A 16,735-nucleotide genomic window follows, 5' to 3' on the forward strand; every position below is an offset into this window, starting at 1 on the left:
AAGGGCAGTGCTGTGGGCACGCGTTCATGGAGCGACAAGACAGATGCGATGTCGGGATCATGCTGACAGGCGGTCCATTTCCTGACGCAGGATCATGACGGTATCACGCAATTGCGCTTCCGTATGAGACGCGCTGACGAAAAAGCGGAGCCGTGCCGCGCGTTCCGGCACGGCCGGGTGAATGATCGGCTGCACGTTGATGCCGCGTTCGAACACGGCCTGGGCCAGCCGCCCGGCGGTCAGGGAACTGCCGGTCACCAGAGGGACGATGCCATGTCCGTCGGATGTGCCGGTGTCGAAGCCGGCCTCTCGCAGGCAGGTCAGCAGAAGCGTCGCATTCGCCGCCAGCCGTTCCAGGCGCCATGGTTCCTGGCGGATGAGGTCCAGGGCTCCCAAGGCAGCGGCGGCCGTCGGTGGCGATACGCCGACCGAATAGACGAATCCCGGCGCCGCCCGTTTCAGATAGCGTATGATGTCGGCGCTGCCGGCGATGTAACCGCCACAGGATACGAGGCTCTTGCTCATCGTACCCATCCATAAATCCACATCGCGGGGGTCGATGCCCGCATGCTCGGCGATGCCGCGCCCGGTGGCGCCCAAGACGCCGGTCGCATGTGCTTCGTCCACCAGGGTCAGACAGTCGAATTCCCGCGCAAGGGCGATAAACGCCGCGAGGTCGGGTACATCGCCATCCATGCTGTAATGCCCCTCCAGGACCAGCAAGGCGCGCTTGTGGGCCCGGCGGTGCATCCATAATTGTTCCCGCGCCGCATCGACTGCATTGTGCGCAAACGATACCCGGCGCGCGCCCGACAGGATCGCCCCCTGGATCAGGCTGTTATGCGCGAGGGAGTCATGGACGATCAGGTCGCCCGGCTGCATGATCTGTGCGATCGTCGTGACGTTGGTGGCGTGACCCGACACCATGACCACGGCATCTTCGGCACCGTGCCACTCGGCCAACGCGCCTTCCAGTTCCCGGTGGATCGGTCGCTCGCCCGAGACCATGCGGCTTGCCGAAACGGTCGTACCGTATCGTTCGACCGCGCCAGCCACGCGGGCGGCGATTTCCGGGCGTCCGTTAAGGCCGAGATAATCGTAGGATGAGAAATTGATGTAATCCCGACCCGCGATGGCACTCTGTGCGCCGGCGATAGCGTCATGCACGCGGAAGAACGGATCAGCGATTCCCAGCGCCGCCGCCCCCCGGGCCATGATGTCCATCTCCTCCGCACCGGGCAGCGACCAGCTTCTTGCCGACTGTGTCGGTTGCTTGCTGCCCGACAGCGTTGCCAGAAGCTTGGCGCGCTCCGACAGGCGGAGGCCAAATTTCGGCAGGGTCATCGGGCGACTTCCGTCTGGAGCAGCGTGGCCTGGGACGATGGTGCCATGGCCGGGGGCTCCGGGCGCCGGTCCGTCGCCGCGGCCAATGCCTCGATCTGCGTTTCGGAGAGGTGCCGGTCCGCCATGGCATCGGTTGCCGCCGCGGCCGGCGCCCCCTGGATCAGGCCGGCGACCTGACGGGCAACGCGCTGCACGGTCATTTCCTGCCATGCGAAGCCCGGCAGGGTGACGGCGAGGCGACGTTCCAGCCCCAGCGCCAGTTCCACGGCAGTGAGCGAATCCATGCCGAGATCGGTCAGGGGCTGGTCGAGCGGCAGAGCCGCGCGCTCGGTCTGCATGATGCGCGTCAGTTCGTCGAGGATCAGGTCGACAATGACACCTTGTCGTTCCGTCTCGTCCAGTCCCGCCAGCATCGCGCGCAGGTCCGTCGTCTCCCCATCGCCATGCGGACGGCGCGCCACGGCGGCGAACAGAGGTTCGGCCATGATCGGCAGCGTGCCGCTGGTCGCCTGCCAGTCGAGTTCGGCCAGGACAGGGGTAGGCTCGCCGGAGGCCAGCAGGTCCGGCAGGGCGTCGAGCGCGAGCCTGGCGCGCATGGCGCGCGCGCCCAGCCGCCGGCTCAATGCCTCGCGGGCCGTCGCGTTCCGTTCCAGCAATCCTGCATCGGCGATCGGCCCCCAACGGACCGCGCAGCCCGGCAGGCCTTCGGCTCGTCGCCGCCGGACCAGGGCCTCGACGGCCGCGTTCGCCGCGACATAGGCACCCTGGCCCGGCGCGCCGAGCGTGATCGTGGCGGAGGAGAAGACGAGGAAAAGCGAAATCGGGTCCTCGCGCGTCAGCGAATCCAGCGCCAGGGCCCCACCGAGCTTTGCGTGCAGGGAGTCCTGAATATGTTGCGGCGTAATCGAGGTGATCAGCCCGTCGGCGACCACCGTGGCGGCGTGCACGACCGCCCCGATCGGTGGCAGGGTTGCCCGAACATCCGCAAGCAGGGTCGACAGTTGGCCGACATCGCCGACATCGCAGGCACGTATATCCACGGTTTTGGCGCCGCCCTGCAGCAGGACGTTGCGCAAGACTTCGGCTTCGGGTGTCCCGGTACCGCGTCGGCTGATCAGAACGATGTGCCGTGCACCGGCCGACACCAGCCAGCGTGCCATCTGGCCGCCGAAACCGGTCGTGCCGCCGCTGATCAGGACGGTCCGGTCTGTCGGAACGACCATGCGCGGCGGCACTGTCACGTCGTCGGTCGTCAGGACGATCTTGCCGACATGGGCGGACGTCCGCATCAAGGCGAATGCCTCGTCCGCTTCGCCGAACGGGAAGCAGGTGTGGGGGAGCGGGGCGAGCGCACCCTGGGCGACCAGATCGTGCAACGTCTGCATCAGCGTACGCACCAGGGCCGGGCGATGGCGCACCAGCGCGTCGACGTCGATCGCGTGATAGCTGACATTGCGGCGCAGCGGTCCCAGGCCCACCCGCGTATTGGCCAGGAAATCGCGCTTGCCCAGTTCCAGGAAACGTCCGAATGGCCGGAGCAGTGCGAGGCTGCGTTCCATTGCATCACCGCTGAGCGCGTTCAGCACGACGTCGACGCCTTCCCCGCCGGTCGCGGCCTCGATTTCGGCACTGAACCGCAACGAGCGGCTGTCGAGCACCATTTCGATGCCCAAACGGCGCAGGGCCGCGCGTTTCGCCGGCGATCCGGCCGTGGCGATTACCCGTGCCCCGACATGGGCGGCGTATTGCACCGCTGCCAGACCTACCCCGCCAGCCGCACCGTGGATGAGCACCGTTTCGCCCGGGCGGAGCGATCCGACGGTTTCCAGGGCATAGATGACGGTCAGGAACGCAACCGGGATCGTCGCCCCCGCGGCGAACGACAGTGCGGGGGGCAGAGGCAGGACGCTGCGCGCGTCCGTTACGACGTGCGTGGCATGCGCGGATGCCGCCAATGCCATGACGCGATCCCCGACCGACACACCTTCGACCGCGTCGCCTACGGCTTCGACGATGCCGGCGCATTCCATGCCCAGCGTCGCCCCGGCGAAACCGTCCAGCAGCAATTCCTCGGGCAGCATGCCGATCGCCGACAGTACGTCGCGATAATTCAGGCCGCTGGCCATGACGCGGATCGCGACGTCGTGCGGTCCTGGCGGCTCGCTCCTGGTCTTCGTCCAGCGCAGCCGGTTGAGGGGGCCTGGCACAGGCTGACGCAGGCACAGGGTTGCCGATGAAACGGTCCGGAAGGCCGGCACACCCTCGCGCAGGCGCCGGACGAAACGTCCCTCGGCGGTCCAGCGTAATTCCGACTCGCCGTCGGTCGCGCCCAGCTCCGCATCGAGGCAGGATTCGGCTTCGGGATCCGACAGGTCGGGCGACAATTCGATCCGGCGGCAGGCAAGGGCAGGATATTCGTTGGCGATCACGCGAGCAAACGCGGCGCGCGCCGCCTCGACCGGATCGGTGTCCTCGCCACGGGTGACGACAACGAGCGCGGTGCCGTCCGCTGCCGCCCGTCTGGCCTCGGCTGCCAGAGTCAACAGGGCGTGGGCAACCTGCCCGGTTTCGTCCGGGACGGCAGCCGGAGGCGCCATGACGATCCGCGGAGCGATACGAGAGGCGATTGTCCTGCCGTCGTCTTCCGGGTCTGGATTTCCGTTTCCGGCAACGACCTCCTCCTCGGCAGGGCACGCCGCCAGCAGGGCGATCGGGAACGGCGACCGGGTAGGCTGTCCCTCGACTGCCGCCCGCAGGCGGTGCGGCAGGCCCCGCCAGGCCTCGATTCCTGCCACTTCGCCCGGAGATAGGGCTTGCAGAATCGCCCATGTGGGTGTTGCTGCGGTCTCCACGGCCAGCAGGACACCCCCCGGCACAAGCGCGTTCATGCTGTCCAGGACTGTGGCAGGGCCGATGCCTCGTAAACCACAGGCAAAGGTGACGACGAGATCATGGGACCGGGGCGCGGTATCCTGGACGATCGATATGCCGGGCAAGCGCGTCAGCAGAGAGGTCCGGAGATGCGCCAGGCGTTTATCGTCGCCTTCCAGGACGGTGTAGGTGACCCCGGGACATACAGCCGTCAGTCTCGGCATCAAATGGCGGGCCAGTACGCCACGGTCGGAATGGATTTCCAGAATGCGCAGCGGGCGGTCGCGGGGCCAGTCTTCGGCGAATGCCAGGATGGCATCGCCCAGCAGGCGCGCGGCGAGGACCGCCGATCGGCCCGCCAGCAATTGTTTCAGGGGCGCGGCTGGAATGGCTTGCAGTTCATTGGCCGACTCGTCCGACGATGCGAAAGCCTGGCCGATTCGATCGCCCATCCAGGCCAGCAGCAGGGACGATGCCAGCCAATCGCCCGGGTCGAGAAACAAGGTCTGCCATATGCTGGTGGAATCCGGCAGGGAAGCGAAATCCACCTCATCCTCGGCATCCTGTAGCAACGACCGGATGGTTTGGATAAGTGCGGAATTCGATTCTGGTGCCGGTCCGGCCCGCCGCAGGGCCTCCACGCCGCTGCTTCGAAGGAATGCCCATGCCAGCAGGGCGGCATCCTGGTCCGCGTCGGATCCGGCGGGTTGACCCATCAGGACCGGTCGCATCGCCAGAAAGCGGCTGTCCGGCCAACTGGCCTGGATCAGGGGGGCGTGAACCCAATGTTCGTGGAAGCTGCGTTCGGAAACCGGCAGCGGGCTTTCGCCTGGCATTCTGGCGAACCAGCACGATTCGGCCGACAGGATCGGCCGGCCCGTCGCGTCCAGCAGCGCGATATTGGCCTTGGTCTCGCGTGGCCCGGACGTGACGGTATGTACCTGGCCAACGGCCGGGGCGTCTGCATCGAGGTCCAGACGGATTCGTCCGAATCGCTGCGGCAACGGTGCGCCGCCTTCGGTCGGGTCCACTTGTCCGATGGCAAGTGCGATCAGGGTCTGGAACGTGCCGTCCAGGGCGGCCGGGTCGATGGTAAGGCCCGGTATCACCGTTCCTTCCGTCAGGCGGGCTTCCGCCGAACGGGGACCGCCAAGCGTTATCCGCTCCACCCGCCGGAAGCTGGGACCGTAATTCAGTCCTGCCGCGGCAGCCTGTGCATAGAGTATGTCACCCGCCAGGCTTCCCGTGATGGCGGCTGGTGGAAACGTTGTCGGTTCGGCAGGGGCGGCGGTCAGCCGGCCAGAGGCATGATGGACCCAGGCCGCATGCGCCAGTCGTGGCCGGCTGTCGATGGTGACAAGGTTGCTGCTATCCAGACGGACACGGATTTCGCGCAATTGTGCCGCGTCCAGCACCACCGGACGCAGGATATGGAAATCCTGCAATTCGAGGAGTGATGCGGCGGGTAGCGCTATTCGCCCGGCGGCGAAGGCGAATTCGATCATGCAGGCGGCGGCGAGCACGGCGGTGTCGCCTACGACATGATCCGCCAGCCAGGGATGGATGGTCGTGTCGAGATGCGCGACCCATTCGTTTGGCTGGGTCTGCCCCCGCGTTCCCAACAGGGGATGACCGTCCTGCTGATTCCATAATGTCAGGACGGCACTGTCGGTTGGTTCGTACCAATGCCGCTCTTTCTGCCATTGCGTGCCGGGCAGGTCGCGCACACGGGCCGGTCCGGCGAAATGCGGGGCCGATTGGATATCGGTCCCGGCGGCATGGCAGGCCAGCCCGATCCGCGGGAAAGGGTCCGCCGGCGACCTCTTGCGGACTGTCGGCAGGATTCGGGCCTGCGTCTCGCAGCCACGTACGATCTCGCGCAGATAATGCTGCAGGACCGGGCGAGGACCAATCTCGACGAAAATGCAGTTGCCGCGCTCGGCGAGATGTCGCACGGCCGTGGCGAACAGGACCGGCTGACGCACGTTGCGCCACCAATATGTCCCGTCCAGCGCGGCGGTAATCGTGTCGCCCGTGACAGTGGAAATGATCTCTCGCGCTGGCATGACGGACTTGATGGAGCCCAGTGCCTCCAGTAACGGCCGTTCGATCGGGTCCATTTCCGGACTATGGAAAGCATAGCCGATGGCAAGGCGCTGGAAGACCAGGGATCGATCAGATGCGGCCGCTTCGACAGCCCGGAGTGCCGAATCATCCCCGGCGAGCGTGACCGAATGTGGAGCATTGATCGCGGCAATGGCCATATGGACGCCGATATCCGCGATCAGGGCTGCCGCGTCGTCAGCGCTGCAATTCAGGACGGCCATGCCGCCGCCCGCTGCGATTTCCTGGTGGCGGCTGCGCAGCACAACGATGCGGGCAGCCTCGGCCAGGTCGACAGCCCCGGCGCAATAGGCGGCGGCGATTTCGCCCACGCTATGCCCGATCACCGTATCGGCCTGCACGCCTTGACGCCGCAGCGCCTGCAACAGGCCGACCTGAAACGCGAAAAGCATCGGTTGGGCAGATTCGGCGCGCTCCAGCGACCAGTCGGCAGTCCGCATGGCGGCAAGGACGGACCATCCGAGATACGGCGTCAGTGCCGTATCGGCCGCCGTGACACCGTCCTGGAAATCGATGCTGCATTCCAGCAGGTCCTGTCCCATGCCGGGAAATTGGGAGCCATTGCCTGAAAAGACGAAAACCGTCCGTGCATCGGAGATCGCGCGGCCTTCCACCGCCGCCGCATGGGGCTGACCCTGCGCACAGGCAAGCAGGGCTTCGCGCATCGTCGCATCGTCGCTCGGCAGGATGCCGACGCGATGCGGGTGATGCACCCGCCTGCGCGCGAGGCCCCGCACGGCCGAATCGTCCCATGATGTCGCGGCCCATTGTGCGGCCAAGGCGCGCAATGCCCCTTCCGAGCGGGCGGACAGCAGGATCGGCGGCCGGTCGTCGCTGCGGCGCTTGTCGGTCGGCAGGGTCTCGGGGCGGCTGTCGGCGGGGGCGGTGGCGAGGATGACGTGCGCGTTGGCTCCCCCGAATCCGAAATTGTTGACCCCGGCGACAAGCTGTCCGCTGCCCAGTCCGACCGGTGCCGAGGCGACGGCGAGATTGAGCGTACCGAAGTCGATATTTGGATTCGGGGTACGGTAATGCAGGGACGCCGGCAATTGGCGGTACCGGAAGGCCAGCATGGCCTTCAGCACGCTTGCCAGGCCGGACGCCGGTTCCAGATGGCCGATATTGGTCTTGATCGATCCGATCGGCAGGGGGGAGGAACGTCCCCGTCCCAGAACGGTGCCGAGCGCCGCCGTTTCGACGGGATCGCCCGCTGCGGTCCCGGTGCCATGCGCTTCGATAAACGCCAATTGCCGCGGATCTATCCCGGCCTGACCATAGAGCGTGCGCAGCAGAGCGGTCTGGGAGGCCAGACCCGGAAAGGCCATTCCGTGCGTGCGGCCGTCCGAATTGATCCCCGTGCCCATCAGTACGGCATGGATGGCATCGCCGTCGCGCCGTGCCGTCGACAGGGGCTTGAGCAGCAGCATAACCCCGCCTTCGGCACGGACATAACCATCCGCTGCGGCATCGAAGGCGTGACAGTGGCCGGTGGGTGACAGCATGCCGGCGCTGCAAAACCCGATGAAGGGATAGGGCGACAGCAGCAGGTTGACCCCGCCGACCAGCGCCGCCGGCGCGCGCCCGTGACGCAGATCCTCGCAGGCGAGATGGAGCGCAAAAAGCGAAGACGAACACGCCGTATCCACGGTCATGCTCGGCCCATGCAGATTGAGCAAATAGGAAATGCGGTTCGAAAAGATGCTGAGCGTGTTGCCCGGCATGAAATAGGCATCCGTCGATGCCGGATCACCCAGGCGCATATTGGCATATTCGGGACCGGATGCGCCGACATAGACGCCGGCCGCAGTCAGGTCGGACGGCACGGCGCCGGCATCCTCCAGCGCCTCCCACGCCAGTTCGAGCAGCAGGCGCTGTTGCGGATCCATCTGCCGTGCTTCGCGCGCGGAAATGCCGAAAAAAGCCGCATCAAACGTTTCGACGTCGTCCAGCGTGCCGGCGCGCGTGGCATAGAACTTGCCCGGTTCACCGCGGCGGGGATGCCAGTAATCGCGCAATGGAAAGCGGTTTTCGGGGAGAGGACGAACGGCCTCTCGCCCCTCGGATAACAGCGACCATAATTCCCGCAGGTCGCGCGCGCCTGGCAGGCGGCAGGCTGCACCGACGATTGCGATCGGGTCTCCGCTCAGGTCGACCACGCCGCTGGTCGGGGGAGGGACCGGCAGAGCATGAGGGAATTCAGATGACGCGATCATAAAGCTCGCTCATGCGTGCGCGATAGCGATCGGCCGAGAAAAGAGCTGCCTGCTTCAGACCACGCTGCGCGAGTTCGCTGCGCAATTCCGCATCCGAATCCAGCTTTCGGATGCCGTCCGCCATCTGGCGAACATCGTAGGGGTCGCATAGAAGTGCCGCATCACCGGCGACCTCGGCCAAGGCGCCGCTGTTCGATGTCAGGACAGGCGTACCGAGCATCATGGCCTCCAGCACCGGCAGGCCAAAACCTTCATAGAGAGAGGGAAACAGCACCGCGCGGGCGCCCCGGATCAGGCTGACCAGCAGCGGAAATGTGGCATAGTCGATGCGCAGGATGCGATGGCGGGAAAATGTCTGATTGTCGATATGTTCGAGGTAGCGAATCGTATCGTCATTGAGCAGCCGCAGTTCCTGTTCGGCCTTCCATGCCAGCTTGCCGACGATGACAAGGGGGGTATCGATCTTGCTGGACAGGTAGGCCTCGATCATGCGGCCGATATTTTTCTTGGGCTCGATTGCACCGAAAAAGAGCATGTAGTTCTTGTATTTGAGGTTGTATGTGCCCTCGACCTCCTGGCTGACGGTTTCCTCGGTCTTGTTGGCATATTTCGCCGGGATGTCCACTGCCTGGAACGTATTCGTCACCCGGTCTTCCGGAACGCCCAGCAGATTGATGATGTCCTGGCGCGACGTTTCCGAAACCGTGACGATATGGTCGGCCTTCCGGACGATTCTTCGGACACGGTTGAAATACCGGCGCTTATTGTCGAGCGTCGTGAAGGGAAGACGCAAGGGAACAAGGTCGTGCAGCGTGTAAATATTCTTGACGCCCGGCATCGTCGTCGCGATCGGGTAGGTCCAGTGCATCAGGTCCGGCTTTTGCGGGATGCGTGTGCGCATCGGCGTGCCGAACAGATATTCATGACGATCGGCCCGTCCCCAGAGGTCGGCGATGTTCCAGAAACGATCCGCATACGGCATGCGCGACCGGAAATGAGTCGGAATGACCGCCCCTGTCATGGGGACGGCCTTTGCCTTCAGGCCCATCCATGATGTGGTCAGTTGCTTGGCCCAGCGGGACCATTCCAGCCAGCGGGGGGGATTGCCCACATGGGGGTCGAAGAACGCAATTTCCCGCAGCAGCGCGGATTTGCCCGGCGCGGCGCGCGTACCGTACAGCACGTCGACGCCATAACCCAGGTCATGCGCGCAATAGGTCAGGTTGCGCGCATATGTCGCAACACCGGTGCCGGTTTCGAGACCAAGATTATATCCGTCAAAAAGAATTCTTTTCTGCGCCATTCAGGCTGCCCCCGGGACAAGGCTGGTCAATGTTCGATAATCGATTTTCCAGACCTTGTCCTGCATCGACACGGCGTGGGCGAGAGGAAATGAATCGAAGAGAGGGGCCGAATCGAATTCGACAGGGGTCCAGGCGGTATCGATCCATTTGATCAGGGCGTTCCAGTCGGTCGGCGCATGCCGTTCCGTGCGATAGACCGGACGGCTGGTGGTGCGGCAACCGCAATAGAAATCGCGGAAACGATGGTCCATGAGGGCTTGCGGATCGCTGGCGTCGATAATGACCGGACCCGTGCCCTGCGTGCCGAACCAGACGCCGGGAATGTCATAGGTATCCGCGATCAGCAGGCCGTGAAAGCTGGTCGAGGCGATCCGCCGGCAGGACAGGATCTCGTCGATCCTGTTCATCAGACCTTCTGTGGATCTATCCGTGAAGGTATTGATGATTTTGATGGAATTTTGGAACTCTTCCGGAATGGCGTATCGCAGGTAAGTTTCCTTCACCAGTGACTCAGGTGATGATCCATTCAGTTCGGAAATATGGACGATGACCCCGAGTTCCCAACGTGGGGAAACCGGCTTGCGAGGAAGCAGCTTCGGAAGGAACCAGACCGGGTCGCCGTAGACATCTGGCACGAAAATGCCTTTTTCGCGCAGTAGGGCAGCGGTATGGGGGCCGCGTGTCGCGTGGACCACAAATTCGGTGTTGGGCGGCAATTCGTGAAAGCGACTGCCGTCCAGTCCGACGCCCCACAAATGGACGCGGCCATTACGCAGACCATGCGCGATGGTCCCCACGGCGGCCAGCCGTTCCTGAACGGCGTCGAAATGCCGGGGAATGATCGGCTGGCCGGCCATGGTTCCAACCATGACCGCACTCAATGCGTCCCCGAGATTGGGGTATGGATGCGGGGCAGTCGGCATGGCCCAGGACAAGGGCACGCCTCCCGTTTCGTCGACCACAGCCTGCAATCCGGGCGAGGAATGAACGGGAGCGTCGGCAGCTATCTGGAACGAAGGAGCAGAACAGTCCACCGCCTGATTCGGACGTACAGATTTCTGGAACTGCCGGAAGGAGATGCGGTCCTGACGATTCAGTTCGCTGACATCGTGCTGAAATTTCAACGAAGCGATGAGTGGATGTTCAAAAATGGTTTCATCGGGACGTGCCTGAATCGGATTTGCCGGTACAGGCAGTGCGCGAAGAAGCGCGTCCTCGTCCAGGGTGACAGGGGACCAGGATATGTCGATTGCCCGCGCCAGAGCCGACCAGTCGGTAGGGGACTTTCGATCCTGCACATAGACGGGCAGGCTGGTGACACCAAGTCCCTGATAAAGATCGACAATACGGAGATCGAGTCCGGAACTTACCGTGGGTTCGACCCGGCCCAGGCCCGGGGCGCTTCCATGGGGAGGGAAATACAGGCAGGGAATGCCGTAGCTCTCGGCGATGACCATCCCGTGGAGACTGGTCGAGACAATCCGCCGGCAGGCCAGGATTTCATCAAGCTTATCGCGCAGCCCAGCTGCACTGATGGCGGTGACGGTATTGATCAGCCGGACGCTGGAGCGTTCGTCTTCCGGCACGACATAGCGGATATAGTTCGGGAGCGGATGCGCCTCGAGGTCGCGATCGGCCAGTTCCGACAGATGGAGGATGACCCCGATATCCCAGCGTTTCGGCACGGTGTTGGGATAGAAGCGGGGCAGCATCCACACGGGGTCGCCGAACGTCGCGTCCTGCGCCGGCTTCTCCTGGGTCAGCAATTGCCATGACACCGGTCCTCGCGTGGCGGATACAACCAGATTCGTATCCTGGGGCGGTGTATAAGGTATCCTTTCCGCCGCCGGAGCTTGAGGGTTTGCGTAAGGGGAACAACCCGTCCCCCATACTTGTACGTCTCCTCCGCTCAGCCCGTGTCCGATCGTTCCGACGGCCGCCATACGGGGGGTCTGTGATCGGGAGGGAACGCGCTGGATGTTCCGCCCACTACAGAGCGCTACCATCACCGGGCTGAGGGCGTCGCCGAAATTGAGATAGTCCATTTTCGTCGTACTGCCCGCCCAGGACAGTGGGATCGCGTCGCGTTCGGTGATCAGGGCTTCGAAATCCGGCGAAATGAGGTTCATGAATCGACCGCGACCTGTGCTTCGTGGATAGGCTGGAATGGAAGGTTTGAAACCAAGGAATGCGCGAAAATGTCGCTCGTGGCAATCGGTGCCAACCGGCCAGGAAATGCCGAGATCAGTCGGTTCTCGTCCAAGGTCTTGGGTTGCCACGTACTATCTATTGCGGCTATGACTGCGTCCCAGTCGGTCTCGGCCAGACGCGGCTGGTTGTAGAGATAGACCGCCTCTTCCCCCAAGCCGGCATAAAAATCACTCATACGCAAATTCATGCCGTCATCCTCTCCGATGGTTACCTTCGTCAACCCGACGGGGCCGCGGCGCGCCTGCAGATAGAGACAGGGGATCCCGTAGGTTTCGGCAAAAACGAGGCCATGCAGGCTGGTCGAGACGATTCGCTTGCAGGACAGGATCTCGTCAAGATTCGCACGTAGACCCTCGGCGCTGATCGGTGTGATCGTGTTGATCAATCGCACCTTGCCCTCGAACTGAGGAGGAACAGCGTAGCGCAGCAAATTGGGCTTCGGGTGGACTTCGAAGGCGCGATCCGCCAATTCGGAGAGGTGTAGGATAACCCCCAGTTCCGCGGTCTTCGAGAGAGAGGGGCGGTAGAATCGGGGCAGCAACCAGCCGGGATCGCCGAAAACGGCTTCGGGGCCCGGTTCCGTGCCCGTCAGCAGGCGCCAGGAAATCGGTCCGCGGGTCGCATGGACCTTCAGGATGGTGTCGGGTGGCAGGGTGTATGGACGTTTTTCGGTGCCCGTGGCCAAGGGATTGGCGAAGTTGGAGCAGCCTGTACCCCAGACATCAATCCGGCCGCCGACAAGAGACTGCCCGATGGTCCCGATAGCGCTCATGCGATCTTCAACCGATCGGGATGCCATATGCCTGACGGGAAGACCGGAAAGCGCTGCGACGATCACGGGACTAAGAGCATCGCCCAAATTCACATAATTCTGCGAGGGGGTAGCCGCGGCCCAGCATAAGGAGATGGCACCGGAAGACACGACAGCCTGGATCTCTCGTGCAGTTGCTGTGGACTGGTTGCCGTTGTCGGCGCCCGCTACGAGATGCGCGATGTTCTCCAGGCCGGCGGCAATGTTTTTGCGGAGCGCATCAAAAGACAGCGGAAATTTCGATATTGACATATGTCCTTACCATTAGGCAGCGAGAGCTGCCTTGAAGAGGTCGGCCACCGCATTGTCGAAAATGCGCATATGGTCCGCCCAGCGTAGCGCCCGATAATGCGCGATGCGCGTCCGCATCAGTTGGGCGCGGGGGGCCTGAATGTGCGTGTATTCCTTGATGGCTTCGATCCATGCTGGGCCATCCAGAGGATCCAAGCGTTCGATGAGTTTACCACCGATCTCGTGTAGCACGTCGATATTTGAACAGATCGCTGGCGTTCCAAGCGCCAGGGATTCGGCCACGGGCAGTCCATATCCCTCAACGTATGAGGGAAACAGGGTGCCGCGCGAATTCACGATCAAGCGACTCAAAACCGGGTCTGGCAGATTGGCAGATTCGATTACATGGCTGCGTATGTTCGGCGCCCGCTCCAGCAGGTCGACGGTATTCTCATTTTCCCACCCACGGCGTCCGACAATCACCAGCTTGGGCGCCGACTGGCCCATTTCGTCGACCAAACGCGCCCAGACCTGCAGCAGAAAAGTGTGATTTTTCCTTGGTTCCACTGTGCCGACACAGACGAAATAAGGCGGCACTTCGGCAGCCTGCTCATATCGCCTGCCAAAAACGTCCTCAACACCCAGAGGCGCGATCCGCGCGTGCGGGATCGTCAAATTCTGTTCGGTCAAATAGGTGGTCAGGACGTCTTTGGTATAGCGGGAGTTGGCCAAAATGCATGAAGCGTTTCGTGCAATCGTTTCGAGACGGCGGATATGGCGCTTCGGAGCGCCCGGTATCACATATTCCGGGTGGGTGATCGGAATAAGGTCGTGGACCATGAAGATCGACCCGCTGACGCCCCCGCGTTCCAGCCATCGTGCGATATGAACGTTGTCCAGATTTTCATGCGATACGTTGATATAGATCGACCGACGCAAGCCTCGGTTAAAAGCCCAGATTCTACGTGGGCGTATCTGTCCCAGGGCTGAGCGGAATAATATATGCGCTGCGCTGAGTTTGCGCTGGGCGGATCTACCGCGCCGCTCCCCCTCCTGCCGATTGCCGTCCCGCAGGACCGTTTCGGGAACGTCCAGGAAATTGGACAGGCGTTCGATGGCATTGGCCGATTCGGCGACCGGAGCATCATTCCAGACCGCTTGTGTCGCGGTGATGAATTTTCGCATGACCGGCGTAGGAATAATCTGCGGATAGCCGTTCAACGTAACGAGATAGCGGGTGCAATGACGATAATGGGTGTCGAGATGCTGCGCGTAGGCCATCTCGACCCGATCAATTCCAGTGGGGGTATTATTTAATGTGCGCAAGAACAGGCGTGTGCAGTCAAATATCAGGTAATTTTTTGATTCTGCTCTCATTCCCGAATTCTTCAAAGGGCGCATATGCAAGATTATCGCTCAACTGATTGTTGATGTCCACATCAAGTGCAACCCTGGCGGCAAAATCATCAATCCAAAAAAATGCGTTATCGAGAGGATTAATTTATCGATATATGAACGGGTTTGTACCTCTTTAGACATGAGCGAACGCCAGCCGATCGGTGGCGCAAGAAGCGGCTCGTCCCAGATTTTCTTGGATAGAGGCGCGTTCGGCGAGGCGGTGCGATATGTCGTGTCCAAGATGATGTACATCGATATCGTGCCGCATTCCGTGGGAGATCGTTGCGTCCAGGATGCAGTAGTCGGTCGCCGTATCTGTCCCACAGATAGTCTGTGAAAGGCAGGAAAGGCTTGGTTGATGGTCGCCGTAGATGGCCAGAATTCCATCGCGGTCCTGAAGCCATGAGGCCTGGGAAAGCATGCCGATCATGCGGTCCGTCCGACTTAATCCGTCGAGATAGCCTGCCATCTCCGCCCCGCATTCGCTTGTCGTGCGGCCGTTCCAGGGGCCGTGATTGGCGACGGAAATCGCGAAGAGGAATACAGGTCTTGCTTCACGCAGCATGAAGCGGTTGATCCAGTCCGCGAGGGCTTCGTCAGTGACGAATGTCCCGCGGGACGCCGTGAATTCCTCGACGCCGATGAAATATTCGAAGCCGAGTTGGGGCATGACCTTGTTGCGTGCATAGAAACTGCGGGCATAAGGGTGTACGCAAACTGTCGCATAGCCGGCCTCTCTCAGGCGCCAGGCCAGCGTGTCCACCCGCCTGCGCGCGAACGAATGATATGGATTGAACCGATCGAGGCCGAGGTCCGTGGACGAAAGGCCGCTGAGGCAGGCGAACTCGCTTCGAATCGTATTCGCTCCCCATGCAGGGACCCCCAGTCGTCCGTGCCGCCAGGCGCGTTGCGTGCAGGCCGTATATTCGGGCAGAATGGGAGGAAGGCCGGAGTACCAGCGCCTCGGGTCGCAAAAAGACTCGGCTTGCACGACGACTACAGGTGGCGCACAGGGTGGTACAGTAACGATTCCGAACGTGGCTTGTGCCCGGCGTTTGGGCCGTTCTTCCCGGGAAAGAACCGTATGAACGGCAAAACTGGCAAGCAACCCGAGTTGCTCGGCATCGATGACCGGGTTTTCTGTCGGACGAAGGCGACGCATGCAATAGGCCATCACATTCAAAGATGGCCGCCAAAAATAGCCGAGTGCCGGCAAGACGATCAGCAGTAATCCTATCAGGCGCAGCCCAATGGCATCTCCAGTAAAAATCGGATTTTCGAAAGAAAATAATATTGCAGTACTGGATACTAGAATGGATCCGATTCCATAAAACAGGACCGGATGAACGAATGGTAAATAAAATCTGGGATGGGTAAAGATCTGCAGTAGTTCAGCAGCATCGGCGAAAACCACTGGTTCGCGTAAGATCTTTCGTTTGGTATGATCGGCTAGCGCCAGGCCAGCCGCCAGCGTGGTCCACAAAAGCGCCGAAGAAGTGGGGCGTAATGTTATCAGCGACGTTGAGAGCCATAATGTGAGGCCAACGGCCAAATCGGGAAGATCGCAATGAAATGGGCGTCGAATCCGGGTGGCAGCAATCCTCAGCAGAAGCACCGCGACGATGATCAGGATGGCTGTTGCGAGGATCTCCCACGTTTCTATCATGACCACGATATCTTTCTGCCCGGCTATTCGCGAGGATCATAGGGCTGTTCGGGAGGCTATGGTCAAATTTAACGAAGTTAAAACGCCTGAAGAACAATTGAGAAAATTGCGATTGATTTACAGCGCCTGGAATTGGTCTGCATTATTTTTCTCTAATTTTAAGAAGTAATATTCGTGTCATTATATTTGGCATATCGGATAAAAAGTTAACACATATAAAGTAGACAAGACTGAATTTTCTGGGGGCGGGCTATCTGCAGATGGACCTCTGTTCATAACAATATTCATAATTGTTCCCTCTACGATATAGGAACAACCTATCAAGATGTAGTGCGTCATTTTGTGACAAATCATGTCTTTTCTAATGTCCGAAGTCGCCCCTGAAAAAGAATCTCATATATCAAATCGGCTGTTTGTAGGATGTCGACCGATGAATAAAAAATAATTTAGTTTATTGTCTGCGGTTGCCGAGAAGCTGGGGGGCTTCCGTAATTTGGCATCCATTGGCTTTGTCGCTTTGATTTTGGTTCGCTGTGGCTGAAGAAAATCACGGCATGCATTT

7 protein-coding genes are annotated in these 16,735 nt (G+C 61.5%); all 7 read right to left on the bottom strand.

Annotated elements, in window-relative coordinates; all coding sequences use genetic code 11:
• Positions 1–57: 57 nt before the first annotated feature.
• Complete coding sequence (locus HLH28_RS05940; RefSeq protein WP_182955911.1) at positions 58–1,344, bottom strand: aminotransferase class I/II-fold pyridoxal phosphate-dependent enzyme; 1,287 nt, start codon at positions 1,342–1,344, stop codon at positions 58–60.
• Positions 1,341–8,552, bottom strand: a complete 7,212-nt coding sequence (locus HLH28_RS05945) for a type I polyketide synthase (RefSeq protein WP_182955913.1) — start codon at positions 8,550–8,552, stop codon at positions 1,341–1,343. Before HLH28_RS05945 ends, HLH28_RS05940 begins: the two co-directional genes overlap by 4 nt.
• Positions 8,536–9,855 carry a glycosyltransferase family 4 protein gene (locus HLH28_RS05950; protein WP_182955916.1) on the bottom strand — a complete coding sequence of 440 codons (1,320 nt, stop codon included), beginning with the start codon at positions 9,853–9,855 and terminating at the stop codon, positions 8,536–8,538. The genes HLH28_RS05945 and HLH28_RS05950 overlap by 17 nt, the downstream gene beginning before the upstream one ends.
• A complete protein-coding gene (locus tag HLH28_RS05955) occupies positions 9,856–11,985 on the bottom strand; it encodes a polysaccharide pyruvyl transferase family protein (protein WP_182955921.1) in 2,130 nt (709 codons plus the stop codon). It lies immediately after the preceding gene.
• Positions 11,982–13,130 carry a polysaccharide pyruvyl transferase family protein gene (locus HLH28_RS05960; RefSeq protein WP_182955924.1) on the bottom strand — a complete coding sequence of 383 codons (1,149 nt, stop codon included), beginning with the start codon at positions 13,128–13,130 and terminating at the stop codon, positions 11,982–11,984. Before HLH28_RS05960 ends, HLH28_RS05955 begins: the two co-directional genes overlap by 4 nt.
• A gap of 12 nt (positions 13,131–13,142) precedes the next feature.
• Complete coding sequence (locus tag HLH28_RS05965) at positions 13,143–14,486, bottom strand: glycosyltransferase family 4 protein (protein ID WP_182955927.1); 1,344 nt, start codon at positions 14,484–14,486, stop codon at positions 13,143–13,145.
• 154 nt (positions 14,487–14,640) lie between these two features.
• Positions 14,641–16,173 carry an LTA synthase family protein gene (locus HLH28_RS05970; protein WP_182956088.1) on the bottom strand — a complete coding sequence of 511 codons (1,533 nt, stop codon included), beginning with the start codon at positions 16,171–16,173 and terminating at the stop codon, positions 14,641–14,643.
• Between the last annotated feature and the right edge of the window lie 562 nt (positions 16,174–16,735).

This window comes from Gluconacetobacter tumulisoli (assembly GCF_014174155.1).
Taxonomy (GTDB): Bacteria; Pseudomonadota; Alphaproteobacteria; order Acetobacterales; family Acetobacteraceae; genus Gluconacetobacter; species Gluconacetobacter tumulisoli.

Coding starts and splice junctions, on each gene's coding strand:
- HLH28_RS05940 (WP_182955911.1), bottom strand. CDS start 1,344: ATGACCCTGCCGAAATTTGGCCTCCGCCTGTCGGAGCGCGCCAAGCTT.
- HLH28_RS05965 (WP_182955927.1), bottom strand. CDS start 14,486: ATGAGAGCAGAATCAAAAAATTACCTGATATTTGACTGCACACGCCTG.
- HLH28_RS05960 (WP_182955924.1), bottom strand. CDS start 13,130: ATGTCAATATCGAAATTTCCGCTGTCTTTTGATGCGCTCCGCAAAAAC.
- HLH28_RS05950 (WP_182955916.1), bottom strand. CDS start 9,855: ATGGCGCAGAAAAGAATTCTTTTTGACGGATATAATCTTGGTCTCGAA.
- HLH28_RS05970 (WP_182956088.1), bottom strand. CDS start 16,173: ATGATAGAAACGTGGGAGATCCTCGCAACAGCCATCCTGATCATCGTC.
- HLH28_RS05945 (WP_182955913.1), bottom strand. CDS start 8,552: ATGATCGCGTCATCTGAATTCCCTCATGCTCTGCCGGTCCCTCCCCCG.
- HLH28_RS05955 (WP_182955921.1), bottom strand. CDS start 11,985: ATGAACCTCATTTCGCCGGATTTCGAAGCCCTGATCACCGAACGCGAC.